Here is a 23677-nt window from a genome sequence, read left to right as displayed (position 1 = left end):
AGTTGGGTGGAAAGGACAGCGGCCGGTGAAGATCGGCTGCTGCAGGTACTACCCGCGAGAACGCCATTTGGATGCAGGCTGCGCAAAATATTTTTTTGTTGGCCCGTCGCCGGGGTGGGCGGCGTGCACGCAGGCCGGCGCTTTGCCGGCCTCAGCCCGTGCGCAGTGGCGCCTGCTTGGGCGAGTAAGCCCACACATTGCGCCCGCGGTGCTTGGCCTCGTACAGGCCCGCGTCGGCAAACGCGATGAGCTCGTCCACCGTCTGCCCATGCTCCGGAAAGTGCGAGATGCCGATGCTGGTGCCGATGTCGGCCTGCCCTGCGGCCAGCGGAAACGGCTGGTTCAGCGCGGCCACCATCTGGCTGGCGATGGCCTGGGCTGCCGCGGCCTCGGCGCACCGGGGCAGCACGCACAGGAACTCATCCCCGCCCAGGCGGGCCAGGGTGTCGCCCTCCTGCAGGCAGGCCGACAGGCGCTGGGTGACCTGCACCAGCAACTCATCCCCCGCGGCGTGGCCCAGGGTGTCGTTGACTTTCTTGAACCGGTCGAGGTCCAGGAAGAACACCGAGAACTGCACCTGCCGCGTACGGGCGTCGGCCACGGCCTGGCGCAGGCGGTCGCGGGCGATCATGCGGTTGGGCAGGTTGGTGAGCGGGTCCAGGTTGGCCTGCTCCAGCTCGCGCCGGGTCTGGTCCAGGTCCTCGATGCGGCATTCGAGCTCGAACTCGCGCGCCTCCAGCTTGACCACCATGTGGGCGAACGATTCGGCCAGCTGGGCCAGGGTGCTGTCCGGGGGCAACTGGCCGGTCATGGCCATCAGGGGTTCGACGGCATGCAGGTCACCCTGGTGGGCGATGCGCTGCATCACGTCGTTCAGACGCTGGAGGAAAAGCTGGTCGTGTTCGCCGGAGGTCAAGGGGGCTCCATGGGTGGGTGCGCGTGGCGGGGGGGCTGTCCGGCGGGCCGGGGCAGGCCGCTATCGTAGGAAAAGGGCGGCAGGGGCGCAAGCACTTGCGCGACCGGGGCGCGGTCGGCGGGGCGGGCGGGTGCATTACAGTCGCCTGCACCGACCCGCCAGCCCATCGACCGAGTCCGCGCGCGTGGGTGCAGCCCCCAACCCTTCGATTTTCTGAAAGCCTGACATGACCACCCTCGGAACCCCCCTGTCGCCCCATGCCACCAAAGTCATGCTGCTGGGCTCGGGCGAGCTGGGCAAGGAAGTGCTCATCGCCCTGCAGCGCCTGGGCGTGGAGACCATCGCGGTAGACCGCTACGACAACGCGCCCGGCCAGCAGGTGGCGCACCATGCGCGCACCATCACCATGAGCGACCCCGCACAGCTCAAGGCGCTGATCGAAGCCGAGCGCCCGCACCTCGTGGTGCCGGAGATCGAGGCCATCGCCACCCCCATGCTCGAAGAGCTCGAAGCCGCCGGCACCGTGCGCGTGATCCCCACCGCCCGCGCCGCACGCCTCACCATGGACCGCGAAGGCATCCGCGTGCTGGCCGCCGAAACGCTGGGCCTGCCCACCAGCCCGTACAAGTTCTGCAATTCGCTCCAAGAGCTGCAGGCGGCCATCGATGGCGAGAATGGCCAGGGCATCGGCTACCCCTGCATCGTCAAGCCCGTGATGAGCAGCTCCGGCAAGGGACAGAGCAAGATCGACGGCCCCGCCGACGTGCAAAAGGCCTGGGATTACGCCATGGCCGGCGGCCGCGTGAGCCACGGGCGTGTGATCGTCGAGGGCTTCATCGACTTCGACTACGAGATCACCCAGCTCACGGTGCGTGCCGTGGGCGCCAGCGGCCAGATCGAAACCCACTTCTGCGACCCCATCGGCCACGTGCAGGTGAGCGGCGACTATGTGGAAAGCTGGCAGCCCCACCCCATGCACCCGGCCGCGCTCGAAAAATCGCGCCAGATCGCCAAGGCCGTGACGGACAACCTCGGCGGCCAGGGCTTGTTCGGTGTGGAGCTGTTCGTGAAAGGCCAGGACGTGTGGTTCAGCGAGGTGAGCCCCCGCCCGCACGACACGGGCCTGGTCACGCTGTGCACCCAGCACCAGAGCGAGTTCGAGCTGCACGCCCGCGCCATCCTGGGCCTGCCGGTGGACACCCGCCTGCGCAACCCCGGCGCCAGCGCCGTGATCTACGGCGGCGTGGAAGCCCAGGGCATCGTCTTCGACGGCGTGGACGAGGCGCTGCGCGTGCCCGACACCGACCTGCGCCTGTTCGGCAAGCCCGAGAGCTTTGCCAAGCGCCGCATGGGCGTGGCCCTGGCGCGTGCGTCCGATGTGGAGACGGCCCGCACCAACGCCAAGCTCGCGGCCAGCAAGGTCAAGCCACGGGTGGCGTAAGCGGGCGGTTGTGGTGAAAAAGGCCGCTACCGCTCGTTGGTCGGCCTTTGTTTGCTACTAGATCAGTAGCAATCGCTGTCAACCATCCTCGCGGATCTGGCGGCCCGTGAGTTTCAGGAACAGGTCCTCCAGGTTCGCCGGCCGGTGCAGCGTGCGCAGGTGCGGGTGCGCGCCCAGCGCCTGCAGCAGCGGCTGGGCGTTCTGGGTGTAGAAGAACACCGTCTCGCCGCTGATCTCCACGCGCGCCGCCAGGGCGCGCAGCGCGGCGTCCTCGGCCAGCGCCACCGCGCCCAGGCCGAAGACCTCCACCACGTCGGGCTCCAGGTGCTGGGCGATCAGCTCGCGCGGGCGGCCTTCGGCGATCTTCTTGCCGTGGTCCAGCACCAACAGGCGCGAGCACAGGCGCTCGGCCTCGTCCATGAAGTGGGTGGTCAGCAGGATGGACTTGCCCTGCTGCAGCAGCAGTTGCAGGCGCTCCCACATCAGGTGGCGGGCCTGGGGGTCGAGGCCGGTGGTGGGCTCGTCCAGCAGCAAGAGGCGCGGGTCGTTGACCAGGGCGCGGGCCAGGCTCAGGCGCCGCTTCATGCCGCCCGACAGCTCCCCGGGCTTGGCGTGGGCCTTGTGCGTGAGGGCGGCGAAGTCGAGCAGGCGCGGCACCCGCTCGTCCATCACCGCGCCCTTGAGGCCGAAGTAGCGGCCGAACACGCGCAGGTTCTCGGCGCAGGTGAAGTCCGGGTCCAGCGTGTCGAACTGCGTGACCACGCCCAACTGCGCCTTGATGGCCAGTGCGTCGCGTGGCATGTGCAGGGCCTGCGCGCCGGGCTCGGCAAAAAAGCGCACCGCCCCGCCGTCCGGCGCCGTGAGGCCCAGGCACATGCGGATGGTGGTGGTCTTGCCCGCGCCGTTGGGCCCGATCACGCCCAGGCATTCGCCCGGGGCGATGGCAAAGGAGACATCGTTCACCACGGTTGTCTCGCCGTAGCGTTTGCGCAGTTGCTCAACTTCAAAGAGTGCGGAGGTCATGCACCGATTGTGTGCGATGCGGGCGCCCCGGGCATGGCACCCGTGCGTCGCGCCCGCGACGGCCGCCGGCGCTGGCCTGCGGCATGGTGCGTGGCATAGGCCCTGCCACGCCATCCCATGCCCCATCGCGCCGCATGCCATGAGACCCGCGTTGGAGTGGTCTGCGGCACCGCGCTGTCGTTCCCCGCATGCAGGCAGTGGGCGCTATGCCCCGCTGGGCGCGGGCCGGCACGGTGCCAGATTGAACCCGTCGACGCCGCCTGTTTCGGACCGCCATGCAAACCCCCACCTGAATCTGAATCCACAACCATGCACAGCCAGCCCCTCTTCCAAGCCGACGACCCGAGCGAACTGCACGCGCTGATGCGCGCCCACCCGCTGGCCACCGTGGTCACGCTGTCCACCTTGCCTGCGCTACCGGATGGCGCGGGGCTGCAGGCCGACCTGCTGCCGCTGGAGGTGGTGGCAGAACCGGGCGGCGCCGTGCGCCTGCGCGGCCATGTGGCGCGGCGGCACGGCATGGCGCAGTCGGTGCCGGACGGTGCCGAGGTGCTGGCGGTGTTCCAGAGCCCCAATGCCTACATCTCGCCGCGCTGGTACGTGAACGGCCAGCGCAGCGGGCGCCTGGCACCCAGCTGGAACTACGCCGCCGCCGAGGCCCGTGGCCGCCTGCATTGGGTGGACGATGCCGGCTGGATGCGCACCCACCTGGGGGCGCTGGCCGCGGCGCAGGAAGGCGGCCGCGCGCAGCCCTGGTCCATCGGCGATGCACAGCCGGCCTTCATCGATGAGGCGGCGGCACGGCTGGTGGGGTTCGAGGTCTTGGTGGACCGGCTGGTGGGCAAGCGCTTCCTGTCGCAGCAGCGCACCGAGGCCGACCGGCGCAGCGTGATCGCGCACCTGCTGCAGGAACCTGCCGGTTCCGCGCGGGACGTGGCGGGGCTGATCAAGCCCTGAGGCTGACCCTGCGGGCGCCGGTGCGTGCCCGCGTCTGCGATCCGCATGCCACCTGCATGCCCCGCAGGTTCCAGCGCCGCCGCCGTTCCGGATGTTGAGCAGGAAAAACGCCTCTACCGCTGGATGGGAGCGCGCCAGGCGCTATCAATAGCGTAGCGCCATGCTCCAGCGCTACGGTGCCGCCATCAGGCGCCCCCGGCCCGCCGTCTTGGCCTCGTACAGAGCGCCGTCGGCGCGGGCCATCAGCGCGGCCAGGCTGGCCTCGCCGGGCACCAGGGCGGCCATGCCCACGCTGTAGTCCAGCACGAAGCCCAGTTCGGCCGCACTCGCATCGTGCAGCCGGTGGCGCAGGCGCCGGTCGAAGGCCACGCCCGCAGCGGCCGTGTTGTGCAGCATCAGCACGGCAAACTCCTCGCCGCCCAGCCGGGCGATCAAATCGCCGCTGCGGCAGGTGTCGCCCAAGAGGCGCGCGAACAGCTGCAGCGCGCGGTCGCCCGCGTCGTGGCCGTGGGTGTCGTTGATCTGCTTGAAGTGGTCCAGGTCCAGCATCAGCGCGGTCAGCGGCAGCCGGTGGCGCCACGCGTGGGCGAGCAGGTTGTCGCCCTGGTTGGTGAAGCCGCGCCGGTTGAGCAGCGCGGTCAGGCCGTCGGTCATGGCCAGCGTGCGCAGCTTCTGCTCGGCCTCGTAGCGCCACGCCACCAGCACGGCCACGGTGCCCAGCACCAGGCTCACGTTGGTGGCAAGGGCCGCCGCCAGGTTGATCGGGTGCGGCGATCGAAAGCTTGGGTACTCGTCGGTAAAGGCGCCCAGCAGGCCGCGCGCCAGGGTGAACACGGCGGACGTGAGCAGGCAGCCCAGCAGCACGCTGCGCCAGCGCACGTCGGCCAGGATCAGCGGGTACAGCGTGGCGCGCGCCACGATGCACAGGATGGCGGCCATGAGCCCGTTGGCCCAGCCCACGCGCCAGGCGTAGTGGTCGAACCCCAGCGCGTAGCCCAGCGGCGCGGCGACCACCAGCGCCAGCAGCACCCGGCGCAGCGGGCGCGGGCCCAGCCATTCTTCCAGCGCCCGGTACAGCATCCACTGCGCGGCGGCGTTGCAGGCGATGGACACGGTGGACAGCGTGCGGTCCCACAGCGAGCTCGACGCGATGATCGCCGCCCAGGCCAGCGCCTGCAGCAGCAGGCTGGCCTGCACGTGGCGCGCCGCCCGGCTCACGTCCCGGCCCATGATCAGCGGCAGCGCGGCCGAGATCATGAACAGGTTGGCCGCCATCGCAGTCATGAGCGTGAGGAAGTCTAGCGGCATCTGCTGCGGCCCCGGTCCGGTTGGCTGCAATCCCACGTGGCACCACTGCGCGGACTACGGCATCGCTGGCGTTGCGCCGGGCCGGTGCACGTCCCACCGACGGCGAGGTCGTCGGTGTGGTGGGGGCTGGAAACACCCGCGTGTTGCCAGACAGTGCGGGCGTGGCGCCGTTCCCGGGCGACCCCGACCTTGCCGCCACAGCGCTCGGTCCGTGCAATGAATGAAAGGGTGCATGCCATCGTCAGCGCATCAGATTGAACGTCCGGGCAGTATACGAAAGGGCAAGCAGCTCCTAATTCAGTAGCATTGTCGATGGAGCTGCCTTGGGCCTATCGGTCAGCACGCCGTCTGCGCCAGGCGAGGCCCGACAGCAAAAGCGACATGGCGACCACACCGTAGGGCGACAGTGCGGGGATTCCGACGGGCTCGGCAGCTGCCAATACCAGGTTCAGGTTGGCCGTCGCCGCCGCGTAGGCCCCGTTGCCCGCCTGTGTCGCGATGATCCCGCAGGTGCCCGCACCGACCATGGTGACCGTGGTGCCCGCGACCGTACAGATGGCTGGCGTGGTGCTGGTGTAGGTGACCGGCAGGCCTGAGCTGCTGGTGGCTGCAGGAAGTACGAAGCTCGTGCCTGCCCGAAAGGCTGGCACCGTCGGCAAGGGCCCGACGCTGATCGTTTGCACGAGCAGAAAAGTGGCCGTGACGCTGCAATCTGCCGTGACGTTCGCCGTGGTGTAGACCGTTCCCGCCAGAGTGCCGCCGCACCCGGTGGCGCTCGCGACATAACCGGAATCCGCCGTCACCGTGACCGTGGCCGGGCGCCCCGGCAGCGCGCTCTGGCTGGCGGGGTTCACGCTGCCGTGGCTGCCCGCCGTTGCGGTCACGACGGGGTTGGCCAGCAGGTTGGCCGTGAATCGGGCCACGAAGGCGTCTCGGGCGCCGCCGCCGAAGACTGGCTGGGCGCCGCCCGTGGTGCCCGTCAGGTTGTTCGATGCCGTGGTTCCCGCAATGACGTAGTTGCCACCGCCATCGATCAGGATAGCGGGGATGTCCTCCCGGCCGCTGCCGCCGAAATAGGTGGCCTGGGTCAACACCGTGAGGTCGTTGTTGAATTTGGCAATGAGCCCGTCGCTGGAGCCCCGGTACACGGACTGGTATGCACCGGCGGTTCCCGGCAGATTGGTCGATTCACCGGTTCCGGCGACGATGACATTGCCGGCCGCGTCGATCACCATGGTGGAGGCCAGGTCGAAGCCGTTGCCGCCGTAGTACGTGACCTTTTGCACCGCGGTCAGGTCAGGGCTCAGCCGGGCGACGAAGACGTCCACGCTGCCGCCAAGGGCGCTTTGAGCCGCTCCGGCCGCTGGCAGGTTGGGGCTTGCGGTGTAACCCGCGATGAATACGTGGCCGGCGCTGTCGACGGCCATGGTGGCCGTGTTCTCGTCCATGGTGCCGCCGAAGTAGGTGGCCTGTTCCAGCGCGGTCAGATCGGCGCTGAAACGGGCGACGTAGCCGTCGTAGCGACCGCCGTGCGCAGGCTGGGCACCGCCTGCGGTCATGGGGAGATCGGTAGACCAGTGGGTGCCTGTGATCAGCACCTTGCCGCTGCCGTCGATCGCAATGACCGATGCGAAATCGAGTCCGCTGCCGCCGTAGTAGGTGGACTGCAGGAGCGTCTTCAGGTCGGGCGCAACGCGGGAAACGAAGGCATCGCGGGCGCCGGCGTGGTTCGGCCGTCCGCCGCCGGCCCTGCCCGGAAAATCACCCGACTGCGTGGTACCCGCCACCAGGAGGTTGCCGCCTGCGTCGAACACGATGGATACGATGCCGCCGTCCGACTCGTCCCCGCCGCCGCCCAGGTAGGTGGCCTGTTGCAGCGTGGCCATGTCGCCGCTCAGCTTGGCGAGGAATGCATCCATGCCCCCTGCCTTCGCAGGCTGCAATCCGCCAGCGGTACCCGGAAAGTTGGTCGATGAGGTGTTGCCCCCCACATAGATGTTGCCCGCCGCGTCCAGGCGCATGCTGCGGATCTGGTCATCGCCGCTGCCGCCCAGGTAGGTGGTCTGCAGCAAGGTCGTGAGGTCGCTGCTGAACTTGCTGACATAGCCGTCCGTGCTTCCGACCAAGGCGGGTTGCATCCCACCGGTCGTGCCGGGAAAAGGGGTACTTCCTGTGAAGCCGCCGACCAGAATATTGCCGGCCGCGTCTCGCGCGATGGTGAGCGCCTCGTCGGCGGCACCGCCGCCCAGGTAAGTGGCCTGCAGCAGCGGGTCGATCACGAGGGCGCGAGAGCGGTCATAGTCGCCCACCTGGAAGCGGTAGCCCGTGCGGTCGGCCAGCAACGCATAGTGCACTGGCACCTCGACGCGTCGACCGGTGGTGTCGAGCTGGAAGGCGATCGGTGCGGTGAACGCCACCTCGCCATGGCCCGTGGCGGCCATGAGCGCACCATCGGGCGCCAGGCGCAAGCCCGCTGTTGTTCCCTCGATGGACAGGCTGATGCTGCCCGGATCGGCACCGGGGGCGACCGTGAAGAGTTTCTCCACATTGCTGCCGCGCGCGGCCAGAGAGACGCTGATGCCCGGCCAGGCGTCGCCCAGGGCGATGCTGGAGAAGGTCGCGATGTCCGTCGGCCAGTGCGCGGGGTTGGAGCCCTGAAAGCGGTTGACCCGCACCGGGCTGGGATTCAGGCCCGAAGGTGCCAGCGCTGGCGTGCCGTCCAGCTTTTCCACCAAGGCCCAGCCGGGCCCACGCTGCGCTGGCGCGGCAGCGCCGTGGCTGGCCGCGGACCGGGGCATTGGCTCAATGGCCCGGCCGGCCAGAGCGTGGACGATGGTGCCGTCCTTGGTGATGTAGAGAGCACCGGCAAATGTTCGTGCACCGAAGGCCACCTCGGGTGCAAACTGGCCCTGGTTGGCCTCGAAGGGAACGGCGATGCTGTGGTCTGCATGGTGCCGTACCTGCGAGGGCGTGGGCTGCGTCGGGCTGGCCGTGGCCGGAGGGCTTGCGGCCCAGGCGTGGAGCCCACTGGCAGCCAAGAGGCCCGTCAACGCTGCAACTACCCCCCATGTTTTTCGATGTGCGCGTTGGGGGGAGTTCAATAGATGCATTCAGTGAGGGCGCTTTCACGCAGTGTGTGAGCAAGTGTAGGCGCCTTCCCCCACGCCCCACCGCAAACTCACTGGAAAGCCACCTCGGCGAAGCTGCGCAGCTTGCGGCTGTGCAGGCGGTCCACCCCGCCGTTGCGCAGGATCTCGATGGCCCGCATGCCGATGCGCAAGTGCTGGTCCACCCGCTCGCGGTAGAAGTGGTTGGCCATGCCGGGCAGCTTGATCTCGCCGTGCAGGGGCTTGTCGCTCACGCACAGCAGCGTGCCGTAGGGCACCCGAAAGCGGAAGCCGTTGGCCGCGATGGTGGCGCTTTCCATGTCCAGCGCCACGGCGCGGCTTTGGCTGAAGCGGCGCTGGGGCATGTTGTCGGGCAGCAGCTCCCAGTTGCGGTTGTCGGTGCTGGCCACGGTGCCTGTGCGCATGATGCGCTTGAGCTGGTCTTCGGGCACCTGGGCCACGTCGGCCACGGCTTGCTGCAGCGCCATCTGGATCTCGGCCAGCGCCGGGATGGGCACCCACAGCGGCAGTTCCTCGTCCAGCACGTGGTCCTCGCGCACATAGGCGTGGGCCAGCACGTAGTCCCCCAGCTGCTGGCTGTTGCGCAGGCCGGCGCAGTGGCCCAGCATCATCCAGGCGTGCGGGCGCAGCACGGCGATGTGGTCGGTGATGGTCTTGGCATTGGCCGGGCCCACGCCGATGTTGACCATGCTGATGCCGCTCGCGTCCTTGCGCACCAGGTGGTAGCCGGGCATCTGCGGCAGGCGCGGCGGGGCGTTGCCCAGCTCGTCGCCGGGCTGCGCGGGCAGGCCGGTGCGGCGGGTGACCACGTTGCCGGGCTCGATGAAGGCCACGTACTCGCTGTCGGGCTTGGCCATTTCCGAGTGGCCCAGGCGCACGAACTCGTCGATGTAGAACTGGTAGTTGGTGAACAGCACGAAGTTCTGGAACCACTCGGGCGCCGTGCCGGTGTAGTGGCGCAGGCGGTGCAGCGAATAGTCCACGCGCGGCGCGGTGAACAGCGACAGCGGCTGCGCCTCGCCCGGGCGCGCCTGCCAGGTGCCGTTGGCGATGCCGTCGTCCATGGCGGCCAGGTCGGGCAGGTCGAACACGTCGCGCATCAGCATGCGGCGCTCGGCCGTGAGCGTGCCTTCGATGTGGTCGTGCTCGGCGAACGAGAAGTGGATGGGGATGGGGTGGGCGCTGGTGCCCACCTCCAGCTCGACGTTGTGGCTGGCCCGCAGCAGGCGGAACTGCTCGGCGTAGTACCGGGCGAACAGGTCGGGCCGGGTCAGCGTGGTCTCATACCGCCCCGGGCCCTCGACGAAGCCGTAGGCGAGCTTGGAATCCGCCCGCGCCACGGTGGTGGTGTGCACCCGCACGAAGGGGTAGAAGGCCCGCACCGCACTGGTGGGTGTCTCGCCCGCCACGAAGCGCTGCATGGCCTCGCGCAGGTGGCCGATCTGCTGTTGATAGATGCGCTGCACCTGGGCCAGCGCTTCGGCCGGATCGGTGTGGCGGGTGGGGGCGTGGAATTCGGGGATGAGGGGCATGCTCTATTTTCGCTTGCCCGCGGTCCCGCAGGAGCGCGGGCGGTTTTTCAGGGGGAAGAAGCCGCCGCGGCGGTGATGCCGTTCAGCGGCCCTGGGGCCTGCCATCGAGCCACTGCACGGCGGCGTCCAGCACGGGGTCGCCGCCTGTCATGGTGCGCTGGACGAACCCGGCATCCACGGGTACCCGCAGGTTGGGCTCGACGCCCTTGGCGAACACATAGTGCTCGCCGTTGGCGCCGATTTCGGCCACGGTGGGGGCGTGCACGACGATGTCGCCGGGCAGCAGGACGCGGGTGGTCATGCCGACCGCCCCGGGCGTCGCTTCCGTGGCCACCACATGCGCGCGGCCGGCCTTTTGCAGCCAGACCGAGAACATTTCGCAGGGGCCCGTGCAGTCCGGGCCTGTCAGCAGCACCAGCGGCGCGCTGTAGTAGCCCGCGCCCTGGGTGAACAGCGGCAGCTGCGGTGGCAGGCCCAGGCTGCCCCGGGTGCGCCACACCTTGGCGGTCGCGTCCACCTGCCGCTGCGCATAGCCCTGCAGCCTGAGCGGGCGGTCGTACGAGAAGAACGACGCGGCATAGTGGGGAACCAGCTGGTACGCGCCGTGGTTGGCGCCCCGCAAGTCCAGGATGAGGCCGGGCAGCCGCGCCTGGTTCACCGTGGCCAGGCTGCGCTCCCACACGTCCAGGTTGCCGCCGCCGTCGGCGAAAGAGCTGAGCGCGATGTACCCATACTGGCGGCCCGACTGGCTGCGCAGCTGAAATCCCGAGAGCGACTCATTGTTGGGCGGCGTGCCCGCCGACTGTGGCCGCTCGGCCATGCGTTGCCGCAGATCGATGGTCTGGTCCTTGCCGTCCTGCCGCACCTTGAGGACCATGGCTTCGCGCTCGTAGGCCATGAGCTTGAGGGCGTCGTGGCGCCGGCCGGCCTCGGTGGCCCGGTTGGAGTAGCGCGACGCACGGCCTACGTAGCGCGCGATGCTCTCGCCGTTGACTTCCACGATCTCCGCACCCGGGCGCAGCCCGGCCAGCTCTGCCGCAGAACGCGGCGCGACGCTGCCGACCATGGCCCGCCCGTCGGGCAGCCACCAGACGCCCGGCAGCGGCAGCGGGGTGATGCCGCGTGGCTGCCATTGCCCGGCCAGGCCCGTATCGAGCCCGGCGGCAAGTCCCGGCGACCCGCCCGCCCCGCGCACATCGACCCGGAACAGGCCGTCCTGCAGGCGGGCCCCGATGTCGGCGTAGATCTGGCCCATCGCCAGGCGATCCTTCTGGTCACCCGCCTGGCGGACCTTGTCCGCCAGCTCACCGTGCAGGCGCCCCCAGTCCATGGGCTGTGCGCCGCGGAAAGGGTAGCGCTCCTGCATCACGCTGGTGAAGGCCTTGAAAGCGTCGCCGGGGGCCAGCCGGGACAGGTCGATGTCGGTGGTGGACTGCACGCCGTACTGGGACAGCGCGATCTCGCGGCTGCGGTCGAAGCTGAAGCCACGGCTGTCCAGCGTCACCACGGTGTAGCCGCGTGGCAGCCGCACCATGGGGTCGTCCGCGGTAAAGAGCCTGCCGTCCGCACCGAACCCGGCGGGGAACGCCGCGCCGGCTTCGCTGGCCCACACCAGCAGCTTGCCGCCCACGGGCTCCATGGCCAGGTCCGGCTGCAGCGGCCATTCCATCTGCACCGAGCTGGTGGTGAGCATGGCGTGCTGCTCGATCGCATCCAGCGCCCTGCGGCCGGCGCGGCGCGGCAGGTGGGTGTGCACGGACAGCGCGAAGATCTTCACGCCCGGGCCCGACGCGCGCGCACGGCCCGAGCCCAGGTCGAACAGCGTGCCCGGGGGCGACGACGGAAGGTCGATGGACACGGCGGAGCTGTCCGCGCGGGGCGTGGCCAGCAACTGGTCTTGCGCAGGCGTCACGTGCGCGGCCTGCCGCTGTATGAAGTAGGCGCCCTGGTCCAGCAAGGCCACGAGGGTGTTGCCAGCGGCCATGGGGTCGCCGGCGCCGCGCTCCAGCGCCGCGATGAGCCGCAGGGGGCCGCCCTCGTCGCGGGCCATCACCGCAGGCCCGGTGGGGGCCTGGAACGGCGTGCCGTTGCGGTTGTTCCAGGCCTGGCGGCCGGCGTCCATGACCTGGCCGCCGGTGGACATCACCTGCTGGCCGGTGGACACCGCGCTTTCTCCACGGCTCATCACCTCGCCCGCGCGGCCGATGTTGCCGAGCATCCCGGCCTGTGCCAGCGCCCACACGGGCGCGAGCGCCAGAGCCGCCACCAGGGCGGCCTGCGCGCCGCGGGTTCTTCGACCGCTCGCGCGGCGCGCCCCGCTGTGCTGCGGTGCAGGGCCGGGCAGGGCGCGCGCGGCGCGGGGAGGGGAGGGAGCGCGGAGCAGGCGGACGATGGGCATGGTGGCTTGGGCGTCGAAGGGGAGGGCGTTCGGACTCAGGCGTAGCGGATGACGAAGTCGTTGTCGGCCGCGCTCACGTCGATGCTGGCGATGGAGTGGGCATCCACCGACGCCTGCAGGAACTCCATGGCCAGGCGGGGCAGCAGGTTCTGCGTCAGGATCGCGTCGATCATGCGGGCGCCGGATTCGACCTCGCTGCAGCGCTCGCGGATCAGTTGCACCGCGCTGTCGTCGAAGTGGAACTGCGCGCCGTGGTTGGCCTCGATGCGGTTCTGGATGCGGCGCAGCTGCAGGCGGATGATCTGCTCGAGCATCGCATCGGAGATCGGGTAGTAGGGCACCACCGTCAGGCGGCCCAGCAGCGCGGCCGGGAACTTGTCGAGCAGCGGCTGGCGCACGGCCTTGGTCAGCGCCTCCGGGCCGGGGATCAGGTCCGGGTCGTTGCACATGCCCGCGATGAGCTCGGAGCCCACGTTGGAGGTCAGGATGATCACGGTGTTCTTGAAGTCGATGTAGCGGCCTTCGCCGTCTTCCATCCAGCCCTTGTCGAACACCTGGAAGAACATTTCGTGCACGTCGGAGTGGGCCTTCTCGATCTCGTCGAGCAGCACCACGCTGTAGGGCCTGCGGCGCACGGCCTCGGTCAGCACGCCGCCCTCGCCGTAGCCCACGTAGCCGGGCGGCGCGCCCTTGAGCGTGGACACGGTGTGCGCTTCCTGGAACTCGCTCATGTTGATGGTGATGAGGTTCTGCTCACCGCCGTACAGCGCCTCGGCCAGGGACAGCGCGGTTTCGGTCTTGCCCACGCCCGAAGGGCCTGCCAGCAGGAACACGCCGATGGGCTTTCCGGGGTTGTCCAGTTGCGCGCGCGCGGTCTGGATGCGGCGGGTGATGGCCTCCAGCCCGTGGCGCTGGCCGATCACGCGTTTTTCCAGCGTCTCGGTCAGGGTCAGGACCGACTGCACTTCGTCGCGCACCATGCGGCCCACCGGGATGCCGGTCCACTCGGCCACGACCTCCGCGACCACGCCCGCGTCGACCACGGGGTGCAGCAGCGGGTCGTCGCCTTGCAGGGCCAGCAGTTCCTTGCGCAGCGCTTCGAGCTCCGCCGCGGTGACCGCGGGCTGGGCCGGGGCCGCCGCCGGGGAGGGCGCTGCCGCTGCTGCCGCGCCGGCTTCGGTGCCATTGCCGGTGCCAGTACCGTTGGGGGCCGCGTCGGTGGACGCTGCCTGGGCGGCGGCTTCTTTTGGCGCGCGGGCGGTGCGTGCGGCCATCAGCGCGTTCTCTGCGTCGACGATGCGCTGGGCCAGTTCGCTTTCGCGGGACAGCCGCTCGGCCAGGGTGTCGTGTTCCTGCTGCAGGCGCTCGAGCGAGGCCGCCAGTTCATCGAGGCGGCCGGCATCGGTGACGCCGAGGGACGCCTCGCGCTCGACCACGTCGAGCTCCACCCGGATCGCCTCTTGCTGCCGGGTCACGGATTCCAGGCGCGCTGGCGTGGAGGTCAGGGCCATCGCGACGCGCGAGCATGCGGTGTCCATCAGGCTCACGGCCTTGTCGGGCAGCTGGCGCGACGGAATGTAGCGGTGCGAAAGGCTCACCGCCGCCACCACGGCCTCGTCGGCGATCCGCACCTTGTGGTGCGCTTCGAGTTTGGCGGCCACGCCGCGCAGCATGTGCACGGCCTTGGGTTCGTCGGGCTCGTGGATGTGCACCAGCTGGAACCGGCGTGTGAGGGCCGGGTCTTTTTCGATGTACTTCTTGTATTCGGCCCAGGTGGTCGCACCGATGGTGCGCAGCACGCCGCGCGCCAGCGCCGGCTTGAGCAGGTTGGCCGCGTCCCCGGTGCCTGCCTGGCCGCCGGCGCCGATCAGCGTGTGGACTTCGTCGATGAACAACACGATGGGCGTCGTGCTGGCCTGCACTTCGTCCAGCAGCGAGCGCAGGCGGTTCTCGAACTCGCCCTTCATGCTGGCGCCGGCCTGCAGCAGCCCGACGTCCATCACGCGCAGTTGCACGCCGCGCAGCGGCGGCGGAACGTCGTCCGATGCGATGCGCAGCGCCAGGCCTTCGACCACCGCCGTTTTGCCGACGCCGGCCTCGCCCACGAGGATGGGGTTGTTCTGCCGCCTGCGCATGAGGATGTCGATCATCTGGCGCACTTCCTCGTCGCGCCCGGTGACCGGGTCGAGCTCGCCATTGCGGGCGCGCTCGGTCAGATCGACGGTGTAGCGCTGCAGGGCTTCCTGCTTGCCAGCGCCCAGCGGCGATGTCGCGCCGCTCGCCTCGCCGGGCGTGCCTTGCAGGCCGGAGCCATCGGCCGCCTGGAGCTTGGCCTCTGGCGACAGGGGCAAGACCTTGGGGAATGCGTCGCTCAGGCCGGGCTCGCTGATTTTCTCGAATTCCTTTGAAATGGACCGCAGCTCATTGGCGAGGGTGCGGGTGCGCAGCATGCCGGAGAGCCAGTAGGCGCTGCGGATCTGCGACTCGTTGAACATCAGCGTGGCATACACCCAGCCGCGCTCGATCGACATCTCGATCTGGTCGGAGAAGTCGGAGATCGCCGTGGCACCGCGGGGCAGCCGGTCGAGGCTGCGCAGCACGTCCGCGGCAAGCTGCTCTGCATCCACCTCGAAGTGGCGGAACACCCTGAGCAGGTCGGAGTCGTTTTCCTGCAGCAACTGGTGCAGCCAGTGCACCAGTTCCACGTACGGGTTGCCCCGCAGCTTGCAGAACACCGTGGCGCCCTCCAGCGACTTGAAGAGCAAAGGGTTGAGTTTTCCGAACAGGGCAAGGCGGCTGATCTCTGACATGGGCGTGAAGGCGGTGTGTTGAAGAGAAAGTACGGTTGAAGCTGGAAGGCTGGACGAGGAGGTGCCCGGCTATGCGGGCCGCGGCGTGGCGGCCTGGGCCCTGACCGGGCGGCCGCGCGACTGCAGCCAGCTTTCCGGGTCGATGCGGAAGTCGTCCGCGTCGCGGGGCGCGGGGCCGTCCAGCATCCAGCTGGTCCAGCCCAGGCGGGTTGCGCCGCCCAGGCGCGTGCCGGGGACTTCCTCGCGCTGCAGCACCAGCTCGAAGTCCCAGGCGTACTCGATGCCCAGGTAGCTGCGCACCCAGTCCACGAGGGCGTTGAAATCGGGTTGGCCGGGCAGGAAGCGTTCGTACTGCGCGAGTGTCATGGGACCGATGCGCAGGCGGAACTTGCTCTGCGCGTCCGGCACCCGCGATCCCACCACGGTGTCGACGCCGAGCTGCGAGTTGCACGGATGCCGCGACAGGCGGGTCTGCTGGGATGGCTCGAGTTCCAGGAAGTGCAGGCAATACTCCTGCAGGACCACCGGCACCCCGAAGTAGCTCCCGATGGCGCGCTGCAGTCCCTCGGGGTTGCGCGTGGTGCGCGTGAGGTGCCCGGCCATGTGCAGCTTGGCATGGTCCTCGACGGCATCGCGCTGGCGTGCCGTCGGTTCGCCGATGCCGACGATGCTGGCCAGATGGCGCCCGAACATGCCGTCGCCTGGGCGGTCCAGCGACACGGTGGGCTGCGCGTCGGCCCAGGCCCGGAAGAACAGCAGCAGCAGCCGGTGGTGAAAGATGTCGGAAAACCGCGCGAGCGTCGGGTCGTCGAACTGGCGCTGCCGTTCGCGGACGTATTCCGTCAGGTGGGTCGGCATGGGACCGTTGGGTCCGTACAGGCCGAAGTTCCAGACGGTCAGTCGCTCCGGCTGGCCCGCCACCGGCGGCAGCAGCTCGGCGATGGTGGCCGGCGCGAAGGCGAGCGAGGGGTCCTGCCCCAGGCGGATGGGCTCGGCCTGCGGGCGCGCGGCGCGGCCCAGGGGCGGCAGGTCGGGGTTGCGGGCCTGCAGCCACCGCAGCGTGAAGAACAGGTCGAAGGCATGGGGGTCGCGGCGCAGCCGCTGCCACAGGTCTGCCGTTTCGCTGTGCCGCCGCGCGGCGCGGGGCTGGGGGGACGTGGCGGCGCCGCTCATGTGTTGGGCCTCTGTCCGGGGCGGACTTCCCACTTGGCCACCGGCCCGCGCTGCCGTGAATGCAAGGACAGTTCGGTGAAGCTGTTGACGCCCACGTGGCGGGCGAAGAAGCGCTCGAGCACGCACGCCAGGGGCCAGGCGCTCACGCCGGCGAACGAGGACTCATCCACCGTCAGCGTCACGCCCACCCCGCGGCCGTAGACGAGCTGCCGGTGCTGTGCGAGGCGCCGGGTGATGGGCCGGATGCTGACCTCCTTGAGCCCCGCGACCTGGCCCGCCAGCGCGTGGTTGCCCAGCGCGAGGTAGAGGTTCATCAGCTCGCGCAACGTGGCGGCGCCTTCCTGGTCGGACAGGTCGGTCATGGCCAGGTAGTTCAGCGACAGGTGGGAGATCAATCGCCAGGTGATCTCGTTCTCCGCCACGCTGCCCATCGGGCGCGAGGGCCCGGCGATGGTGCGGATGGCTCCGATGGGCGCGGAGTCGAGCGTGATGAAGTCCCCCTCGGGCTGGTTGGTGGGCATCAGCAGGGGCAGGTCGCGGTTGGTGCAGAGCGTGCGCACGGACAGCTGCTTGAGGTCGTCCGAGAACGGCGCGGCGCGCTGGTCCACCAGGGACAGGAACACTTCGCTGCCCAGGTACTGGGTGCGCGGGCCAAAGCGCACCGCGTGCTCCGAGAACAGGCGGGGCTCGCGCCGCATGGCGAAGTACGCCTGGTCGTCCGAGCGGATGCCGTGCACCGATGCGTACAGCGGAACGAAATCGCGGTCGTTCACCTGGCCTTCCTGGTGGCCGGTCACGCTGAGCACGCTGTAGACCTCGAAATCGCGCGGACGGGTGCGCTCCATCACCACGTGGTATTCGTTCATGTCCGCGGACACGTGGATCCGGTCTGCCATGCGCTCGAACAGGTTGATGGCGGGCGTGCAATGCAGCAGGAAGTTCTGCCGATCCACCACGGGCTCCAGCTCCGGGCTGGCCTTGCGCAGCAGCAGCGTCATGGCCAGGCGCCTTGCCGGAACCTGCCGCAGAGAGGCGGACAGGCCCTGGATCGAGAAGAACCGGAAGCGCGGCGGAAACGCGAAATACTCGTGCAGCAGCCGGTGCCCCTGGAACGCCCTGTGCGAGTAGGGCAGCAGCGCCTGGCGCTGTTCGTAGCCCTCGGCCTGCAGCGCCTGCGCCGGCAGGTATCCGTACACGCGGGTGGGGTCCTGCACATCGTGCAGCACGATGCCAAGGAGCGACTCGTGCAGCACCTCCTGCAGGTGCGAGGCCACGGCGTCCGTCGCGTGGATGTAGAAGTCCAGCCGGTCCATCGGCAGGTGCGCGAAGTCGGTGGCGCCCTGGGTCTCGAGTTCGAGGCGCAGATGCCCTGCGGGCTCATGCGGCAGTCCGAAGCGTGCCAGCGGCAGGTCCAGCGGCGGCCCGCCCAGTGCGGCCCGCGCGAGCGACACCGGCCACAGCGTGACGTCGTGCCCGGTGCGGAAGTCGCACGGCGTCTGATCGTCCGTGGTCTTGCGGGACCGCAGCATGCTGCCTGCCGGCAGGCAGTAGCCGTCCGCGACGTTGCCCTCGGTGTCGCTGGGCGACATCTGGACGACGACCATCGCAGGGGTGGGTGCCAGGTAGTGCGGGCACACCATCTCGAGGATGCGCTGCGACAGCCGCGGAAACTCCGCGTCCATCTTCATCTGTACCCGTGCCGTCAGGAAGCTGAAGCCCTCCAGCAGGCGCTCGACATACGGGTCGGCAACGTCCAGGTCGCGCAGGGCCAGGCGGCTGGCCACCTTGGGAAACGCCGCGGCAAACTCGGCCCCGAGCTCACGCAGGTAGGCCAGTTCGCGGTTGTAGTACTCCACCAGGCGCGGATTCATCGGTGCTCTCTCACGGTCAGCTTCTCAGGTCCGAGACCACGACCTGCCCGGTTTCCAGGTCCAGGCTGGTCTTGAGCAACAGCTCCAGCGGGTAGGGCATCGACCAGAACTGGCAACGGATCTCGAACTGCAATGTGTTGTGATGGTTCAATGAGTCGAACGATGGGAGCAGCGTCACCGTCAACGAATCCGGCAGGACGCGGGGCTCGAACGCAAGGATGGCGCGGCTCACGCTGGCTTCGACATCCTTCCAGTCCAGATCGGACAGGAGCTTGCCCGCCAGTGGCGCCATGCCGTAGTTCAGCGTGGACCGCTCCGCATGCGGCAGGCCGTCGAAGTCGATGTGCCCCGATGCATTGCTCGCGTTCAGCAGCCACCCGAGATCGCGCAACAGCGCGGTCCGCAGGCGTGACTCGGTGACGTACACCGCTTCGGCCTGCTCCGTTCTCTTGGTGGGTTCGTGGTCGGTCAGCCGGTCCAGCAGCGCCGGCTGCAAGCGGTCCTTCTCGGTCCCGAACCCGCTCAGTCGCCTGCTGGGCAGCATGGTGGGTCCGCGTCAGGCGTTGAAGGCGATGGTGCGCACGTCCAGCAGTGCATGGTCGCCCTGGTCGGAGATCAGCACCCGCTGCCCCCGGCCTGCGACATGCTCGCCGCCGATGTCCGCCCATTCGGTGCGCCGCGCCAGGCGCAGGCTGTCGTCGTCGCCGGCCTGGGTGGGATAGCGCGCAGGGACCAGCCCCTGCAGCGTGCTCTCGTTGACCAGCGTGATTTCGGCGGGTTGCCAGACCAGGTCGCGCAGATCCTGGGGCTTTTCGAATGCCAGGCTGCGCACTGCGGAGTAAGGCACCCAGTAGTAGCAGCCGTTGGCGTGAAGCTCCAGCACCGGCCCGAGCCGCGAGTCGGAGTCGCACAGCCATTCGAACGGCTCGCCATTGATCTCGCCGGGGCAGGCAGGGGCCATGTCCAGGGCCTGGGTGCGCAGGTTCAACGCAGCGTCCTGGGACCCTTCCGACTGGGCTTTCAACGCGTCCACCATGTAGCTCATCCAGGCCGGTGGCTCGCCCAGGATGTAGGGCGTGCGGCGCCCTGCAAACACTTCGGCGCGCAGGAGCTCGCACCGCATGGCTTCCCGGTAGGCATGGGCCATGGGAATGGCCTTGGGATCCAGCTGTCCGCACACCTGCAGCTGTGCCAGCGCCTTGTCCCAATCGCCAAGGACTGCCAGCAGCTGGAAGTAGAACGTGCGCAGGGATGCCTTGGCAGGCTCCGCGCGGATCGCATCCTTGACGCTGCTCAGTTGAAGGTCGAGGGGGCTTTGGGAGTCAAAAAGGGCGGCAGTCACGTTGAAAGCTCATGGAGGTCTGTGGCGCCGAGGCGTCCACGGTGGTTGTACGAACTGTCGGGTCCGGGCAAGCCCCGGCAGAACCGGCGGTGTCCAGCGCGCTTGCCTTCGGTTGCAACCCTGCTCCCTGGCCGGTGCTTGTGCGGCACCCGATGTCCGTGCGTTGCAGGCGATGTCCAGGGCCTCTGCGTTGTCTGCGCTGGCCCTGGTCCAGCACCTGTGCGCAATGCCCGGGCGTCGCAGTCCATGCCGGACGCCGGGAGGCTACGCAGGCTGCCTTTCGGTGCCACAGCACCCAGGACAGCGCGCGTTGCGCCGGTCGTTGCAAGGCTGCAAGGCAGCCCCGCACCGACCGCAGGCACACAGGGGGATCAGTTGCCCGCTTCCTTGACGGATGGCAGCTTGGACACGAGGCGCAAGGAGACGGTCAGGCCTTCGAGCTGGTAGTGCGGGCGCAGGAAGAACTTGGAGGTGTAGTACCCCGGGTTGCCTTCCACCTCGTTCACTTCGACTTCGGCAGCGGCCAGGGGCTTGCGTGCCTTGGTTTCCTGCGACGAGTTCGATGGGTCTCCATCGACGTAGTTCATGATCCAGTCGTTCAGCCAGCGCTCCATGTCGCTGCGCTCCTTGAACGAGCCGATCTTGTCGCGCACGATGCACTTGAGGTAGTGGGCGAAACGGCAGCAGGCGAACATGTAGGGCAGGCGCGCCGACAGGTTGGCATTGGCCGTGGCGTCTGCATCGTAGTACTCGGCAGGCTTGTTGAGCGACTGGGCGCCTATGAAGGCGGCCACGTCCGAGTTCTTGCGGTGCACCAGCGGCATGAAGCCGTTCTTGGCCAGCTCTGCCTCGCGGCGGTCGCTGATGGCGATTTCGGTGGGGCACTTCATGTCCACGCCGCCGTCGTCGGTCGGGAAGGTGTGCGCGGGCAGGTTTTCCACCGCGCCGCCGGACTCGACACCGCGGATGGACGTGCACCAGCCGTAGTACTTGAACGAGCGGTTGATGTTCACCGCCATGGCGTAAGCCGAGTTGGCCCAGCAGTACTTGCTGTGGTTGCCGCTGGCGGTTTCTTCTTCGAAGTCGAACTCGTCCACCGGGTTGGTCTTGGCACCGTAGGGCAGGCGCGCCAGGAAGCGTGGCATGGCCAGACCGATGTACTTGGAGTCGTCCGACTCGCGCAGGCTGCGCCAGGCGGCGTACTCGGTGTTGGTGAAGATCTTGGTCAGGTCGCGGGGATTGGCCAGTTCTTGCCACGAATCCATCTGCATCAGCGCGGGGGACGCGCCGGAAATGAACGGGCAGTGGGCCGCCGCAGCCACCTTGGCCATTTCACCCAGCAGTTCCACGTCGGGCGGGCTGTGGTCGAAGTGGTAGTCGCCCACCAGGCAGCCGAAAGGCTCGCCGCCGAACTGGCCGTACTCTTCTTCGTAGACCTTCTTGAAGATGGGGCTCTGGTCCCAGCCGACGCCCTTGTAGCGGCGCATGTTGCGGTGCAGTTCCTTCTTGGAGATGTTCATGACGCGAATCTTGAGCATCTCGTCCACTTCGGTGTTGGTCACCAGATGCTGCAGGCCGCGCCAGGCGCCTTCCAGCTTCTGGAACTCCGCATGGTGGATGACCAGGTTGACCTGCTCGGACAGCTTGCGGTCGATCTCCGCGATGATGGCCTGCACCGTCTGGTACGCATCGTTGGAGATGGTGGTGACCGAAGCGAGCGCCTGCTGCGCCAGGGTCTGCACGGCGGCTTCCACCGCGTCGCGTGCCTGGTCCGTCTTGGGCTTGAACTCCTTGTTCAGCAATGCCGCGAAGTCGTGGCCTTCCAACGACTGGGCGGTGGATGATTCGGTGGTGGCTGCTACTGCACTCATGGGTAATCTCCGTTCGCTGTGGCGCCTCAGGCGGCGTCGTTTTGAACTGGGCCCTGGGCGGGCTCAGTGGCGGGTTTGGCACTGGCAGCCAGTGACTTGAGCAATGCGGGGTCCTGCAGCACCTTGCGGATGAGTTCTTCGGCGCCTTGCTTGCCATCCATGTAGGAAAGCAGGTTATGCAGCTGGGTGCGTGCTTCCAGCAGGGTGTTGAGCGGGCCGATGTTGCGGGCGACCGCCGCCGGCGAGAAGTCGTCCATGCTCTCAAAGGTCAGGTCCACGCTCAGGTAGCCTTCGCCGGTGAGCGTGTTGGGCACCAGGAACGACGCGCGGGGCTTGATGGACTTCATGCGGGCATCGAAGTTGTCGATGTCGATGTCCAGGAACTTGCGGTCAGCGATCTCGGGCAGGTTCTCCAGCGGCTTGCCGGAGAGGTCGGCCATCACGCCCATCACGAACGGGATATGCACCTTCTTTTCCGAACCGTAGATTTCCACGTCGTACTCGATCTGCACACGCGGCGCGCGGTTTCTGGCGATGAACTTCTGTCCGCTTTTTCCCACTTTGGTGATTGACATGCTTACCTCTCTCAAGTTGGCTGGCCGATAAACCCGTGGCCAGCGCTAGGACGGCCATTTGGTTCAAATGCTTACAAAGTTGTGTGAATTCGCTACGGTTTGTGGTCGCCGCAACGAATCGTTCCTGGGTGCCATGCTCCGACCACCGCGTCCGGAGCATGAACAAGTGACACCTGCTGCGCAGAATCTCTCTTCGGCGGCGGAACAAAGCACGATTCCATGCCTGTTTGGCGCGCCCAAAAGCTATGTCACTTCGGTGCTTCAGTATCCAATCTGCCTATGAAGTGACTGTTACAGTTCGTTCTTCAGGAGGGGTGGTCGGGCTGCACCCCGGTGATCACTTCGATCTGCTGAAGACTCTGGGGGGCGAGCTCGCGCAGGATGTCGATGAAGCTCATGCCCATCAGCTTCGCGGACCGGCGAATGAGGAGGGAGGCCGGATTGGTGGGTTCCGTGGATTCGAGGAACTCGGCGATCTTGACCAGCTGCTTGATGGCGTCGTCCCGGGTCCTGATTTCCAGTCCTGCGGCCGGCGGTTGGATGGTCACCGTCGCCGCATCGGGGGCCTGGCCCGCAGCCGCGGCTTCGGCGACCTTCTCTCCTTTGGGCAGCAGGGCATTGAGCAGCGACACCAGGGACTGGATGTTTCCGAGGTCGGGCTGCTGGTGGTGGGGCAGCTTGTCGGCGCAGATCCGGGTGAGCTTTTCCAGGCCTTCCTTCGCCCGGGGCACTGCCAGCAGCAGCGGGTAGCCTTGCTCCAGTGCACTGCCCATGCCCAGCCGCAGCTGCTCGACGGTGAGCTGGGCGTTCGACTCCGCACGCTGGCCGCGCGCCAGCGCCTCCGCGTCGCGCACCGTGAAACTGCCGAAGTTGGAGGCCAGGAACTCGGTTTGCCTCAGTTCCCGCAGCAAGCCGGTCACATCATTGAGCATGGCGACGGCATTCATCCGCATGAAATAGTCGTCGTCTTCCGGCAGTGGATGGATGAGATCCCAGTAGTTCTCGAGCAGGGCGCTCATGAGGCTCAGCCCGCGTGCCAGCCCCACGAATCCCTCCGTATTGGTCCACGATCTGCACAGCAGGCCGGCGATGCGCATGTCCTTGCTTTGCCGCAGCAGTTGCAGGGCGCTGTTCTCCACCGCCTGCCAGTCAGGGTCCTCCGCCGGGATGATGGTGTCGCCGTACTGCTGTTCGATCTTTCCGCGCGCCAGTTGCTCCAGCGCCAGAAACTCCGCCGCGTAGGTCATTTCAGGGCCGCAGGGAGGGCTGGACGGAGCTTCGCTCAGGAGTTCGTCGATGTCGGTCATGGTGGATTCTTGTGGGAAGGGCGAG

16 protein-coding genes are annotated in these 23677 nt (G+C 68.3%); 2 read left to right on the top strand and 14 right to left on the bottom strand.

Annotated elements, in window-relative coordinates; all coding sequences use genetic code 11:
• Positions 1-151 precede the first annotated feature (151 nt).
• Positions 152-916 carry a GGDEF domain-containing protein gene (locus ASG27_RS05845; RefSeq protein ID WP_156370501.1) on the bottom strand — a complete coding sequence of 255 codons (765 nt, stop codon included), beginning with the start codon at positions 914-916 and terminating at the stop codon, positions 152-154.
• A gap of 226 nt (positions 917-1142) precedes the next feature.
• Here ASG27_RS05845 and purT point away from each other — a divergent pair, with 226 nt between their 5' ends.
• Complete coding sequence (purT, locus tag ASG27_RS05840; protein WP_056409735.1) at positions 1143-2357, top strand: formate-dependent phosphoribosylglycinamide formyltransferase; 1215 nt, start codon at positions 1143-1145, stop codon at positions 2355-2357.
• Between the two features lie 78 nt (positions 2358-2435).
• Here the strand turns inward: purT and ASG27_RS05835 are convergent, their stop codons facing one another.
• A complete protein-coding gene (locus ASG27_RS05835) occupies positions 2436-3380 on the bottom strand; it encodes an ATP-binding cassette domain-containing protein (RefSeq protein WP_056409731.1) in 945 nt (314 codons plus the stop codon).
• A gap of 309 nt (positions 3381-3689) precedes the next feature.
• On the opposite strand from ASG27_RS05835, the gene ASG27_RS05830 reads away from it, so the two are divergent.
• Entirely contained in the window at positions 3690-4337 is a 648-nt protein-coding gene (locus ASG27_RS05830; RefSeq protein WP_056409729.1) for an FMN-binding negative transcriptional regulator, read from the top strand.
• 171 nt (positions 4338-4508) lie between these two features.
• Here the strand turns inward: ASG27_RS05830 and ASG27_RS05825 are convergent, their stop codons facing one another.
• The 12 genes from ASG27_RS05825 to tssA form a co-directional block, all read right to left on the bottom strand.
• Entirely contained in the window at positions 4509-5645 is a 1137-nt protein-coding gene (locus tag ASG27_RS05825; protein WP_056409726.1) for a GGDEF domain-containing protein, read from the bottom strand.
• A gap of 329 nt (positions 5646-5974) precedes the next feature.
• Positions 5975-8755: an IPTL-CTERM sorting domain-containing protein gene (locus ASG27_RS05820; protein ID WP_082485838.1), complete on the bottom strand. Its 2781-nt coding sequence runs from the start codon at positions 8753-8755 to the stop codon at positions 5975-5977.
• 68 nt (positions 8756-8823) lie between these two features.
• Positions 8824-10305: an AMP nucleosidase gene (locus tag ASG27_RS05815; RefSeq protein ID WP_056409721.1), complete on the bottom strand. Its 1482-nt coding sequence runs from the start codon at positions 10303-10305 to the stop codon at positions 8824-8826.
• Between the two features lie 82 nt (positions 10306-10387).
• Positions 10388-12703 (bottom strand): S41 family peptidase, encoded by a 2316-nt coding sequence (locus ASG27_RS05810; RefSeq protein ID WP_056409718.1) that lies wholly within the window; start codon positions 12701-12703, stop codon positions 10388-10390.
• A 35-nt stretch (positions 12704-12738) separates the two neighbouring features.
• Positions 12739-15513, bottom strand: a complete 2775-nt coding sequence (tssH, locus tag ASG27_RS05805) for a type VI secretion system ATPase TssH (RefSeq protein ID WP_056409715.1) — start codon at positions 15511-15513, stop codon at positions 12739-12741.
• A 69-nt stretch (positions 15514-15582) separates the two neighbouring features.
• Positions 15583-16686, bottom strand: coding sequence for a type VI secretion system baseplate subunit TssG (tssG, locus tag ASG27_RS05800; protein WP_056409712.1), 1104 nt, complete (start codon positions 16684-16686; stop codon positions 15583-15585).
• On the bottom strand, positions 16683-18557 hold the full coding sequence (tssF, locus tag ASG27_RS05795) for a type VI secretion system baseplate subunit TssF (RefSeq protein ID WP_056409710.1): 1875 nt from the start codon (positions 18555-18557) through the stop codon (positions 16683-16685). The genes tssG and tssF overlap by 4 nt, the downstream gene beginning before the upstream one ends.
• Before the next feature lie 16 nt (positions 18558-18573).
• Positions 18574-19101 (bottom strand): type VI secretion system baseplate subunit TssE, encoded by a 528-nt coding sequence (gene tssE / locus ASG27_RS05790; RefSeq protein WP_056409707.1) that lies wholly within the window; start codon positions 19099-19101, stop codon positions 18574-18576.
• A 12-nt stretch (positions 19102-19113) separates the two neighbouring features.
• A complete protein-coding gene (locus ASG27_RS05785) occupies positions 19114-19899 on the bottom strand; it encodes a type VI secretion system accessory protein TagJ (RefSeq protein WP_056409704.1) in 786 nt (261 codons plus the stop codon).
• 371 nt (positions 19900-20270) lie between these two features.
• Positions 20271-21770 carry a type VI secretion system contractile sheath large subunit gene (gene tssC, locus ASG27_RS05780; protein ID WP_056409701.1) on the bottom strand — a complete coding sequence of 500 codons (1500 nt, stop codon included), beginning with the start codon at positions 21768-21770 and terminating at the stop codon, positions 20271-20273.
• Positions 21771-21796: 26 nt separating this feature from the next.
• Positions 21797-22345, bottom strand: a complete 549-nt coding sequence (tssB, locus tag ASG27_RS05775) for a type VI secretion system contractile sheath small subunit (protein ID WP_056409698.1) — start codon at positions 22343-22345, stop codon at positions 21797-21799.
• A 305-nt stretch (positions 22346-22650) separates the two neighbouring features.
• Positions 22651-23652 (bottom strand): type VI secretion system protein TssA, encoded by a 1002-nt coding sequence (gene tssA, locus ASG27_RS05770; protein ID WP_056409697.1) that lies wholly within the window; start codon positions 23650-23652, stop codon positions 22651-22653.
• Positions 23653-23677 lie beyond the last annotated feature (25 nt).

This window comes from Acidovorax sp. Leaf191 (assembly GCF_001424425.1).
GTDB lineage: Bacteria > Pseudomonadota > Gammaproteobacteria > Burkholderiales > Burkholderiaceae_C > Acidovorax.
This window is presented reverse-complemented; position numbering and strand designations above follow the sequence as displayed.

Excerpts from the sequence above, each read along its gene's own strand:
- purT (WP_056409735.1), top strand. The coding sequence starts at position 1,143 with ATGACCACCCTCGGAACCCCCCTGTCGCCCCATGCCACCAAAGTCATG.
- ASG27_RS05835 (WP_056409731.1), bottom strand. The coding sequence starts at position 3,380 with ATGACCTCCGCACTCTTTGAAGTTGAGCAACTGCGCAAACGCTACGGC.
- ASG27_RS05830 (WP_056409729.1), top strand. The coding sequence starts at position 3,690 with ATGCACAGCCAGCCCCTCTTCCAAGCCGACGACCCGAGCGAACTGCAC.
- ASG27_RS05825 (WP_056409726.1), bottom strand. The coding sequence starts at position 5,645 with ATGCCGCTAGACTTCCTCACGCTCATGACTGCGATGGCGGCCAACCTG.
- ASG27_RS05820 (WP_082485838.1), bottom strand. The coding sequence starts at position 8,755 with ATGCATCTATTGAACTCCCCCCAACGCGCACATCGAAAAACATGGGGG.
- ASG27_RS05815 (WP_056409721.1), bottom strand. The coding sequence starts at position 10,305 with ATGCCCCTCATCCCCGAATTCCACGCCCCCACCCGCCACACCGATCCG.
- ASG27_RS05810 (WP_056409718.1), bottom strand. The coding sequence starts at position 12,703 with ATGCCCATCGTCCGCCTGCTCCGCGCTCCCTCCCCTCCCCGCGCCGCG.
- tssH (WP_056409715.1), bottom strand. The coding sequence starts at position 15,513 with ATGTCAGAGATCAGCCGCCTTGCCCTGTTCGGAAAACTCAACCCTTTG.
- tssG (WP_056409712.1), bottom strand. The coding sequence starts at position 16,686 with ATGAGCGGCGCCGCCACGTCCCCCCAGCCCCGCGCCGCGCGGCGGCAC.
- tssF (WP_056409710.1), bottom strand. The coding sequence starts at position 18,557 with ATGAATCCGCGCCTGGTGGAGTACTACAACCGCGAACTGGCCTACCTG.
- tssE (WP_056409707.1), bottom strand. The coding sequence starts at position 19,101 with ATGCTGCCCAGCAGGCGACTGAGCGGGTTCGGGACCGAGAAGGACCGC.
- tssC (WP_056409701.1), bottom strand. The coding sequence starts at position 21,770 with ATGAGTGCAGTAGCAGCCACCACCGAATCATCCACCGCCCAGTCGTTG.
- tssB (WP_056409698.1), bottom strand. The coding sequence starts at position 22,345 with ATGTCAATCACCAAAGTGGGAAAAAGCGGACAGAAGTTCATCGCCAGA.
- tssA (WP_056409697.1), bottom strand. The coding sequence starts at position 23,652 with ATGACCGACATCGACGAACTCCTGAGCGAAGCTCCGTCCAGCCCTCCC.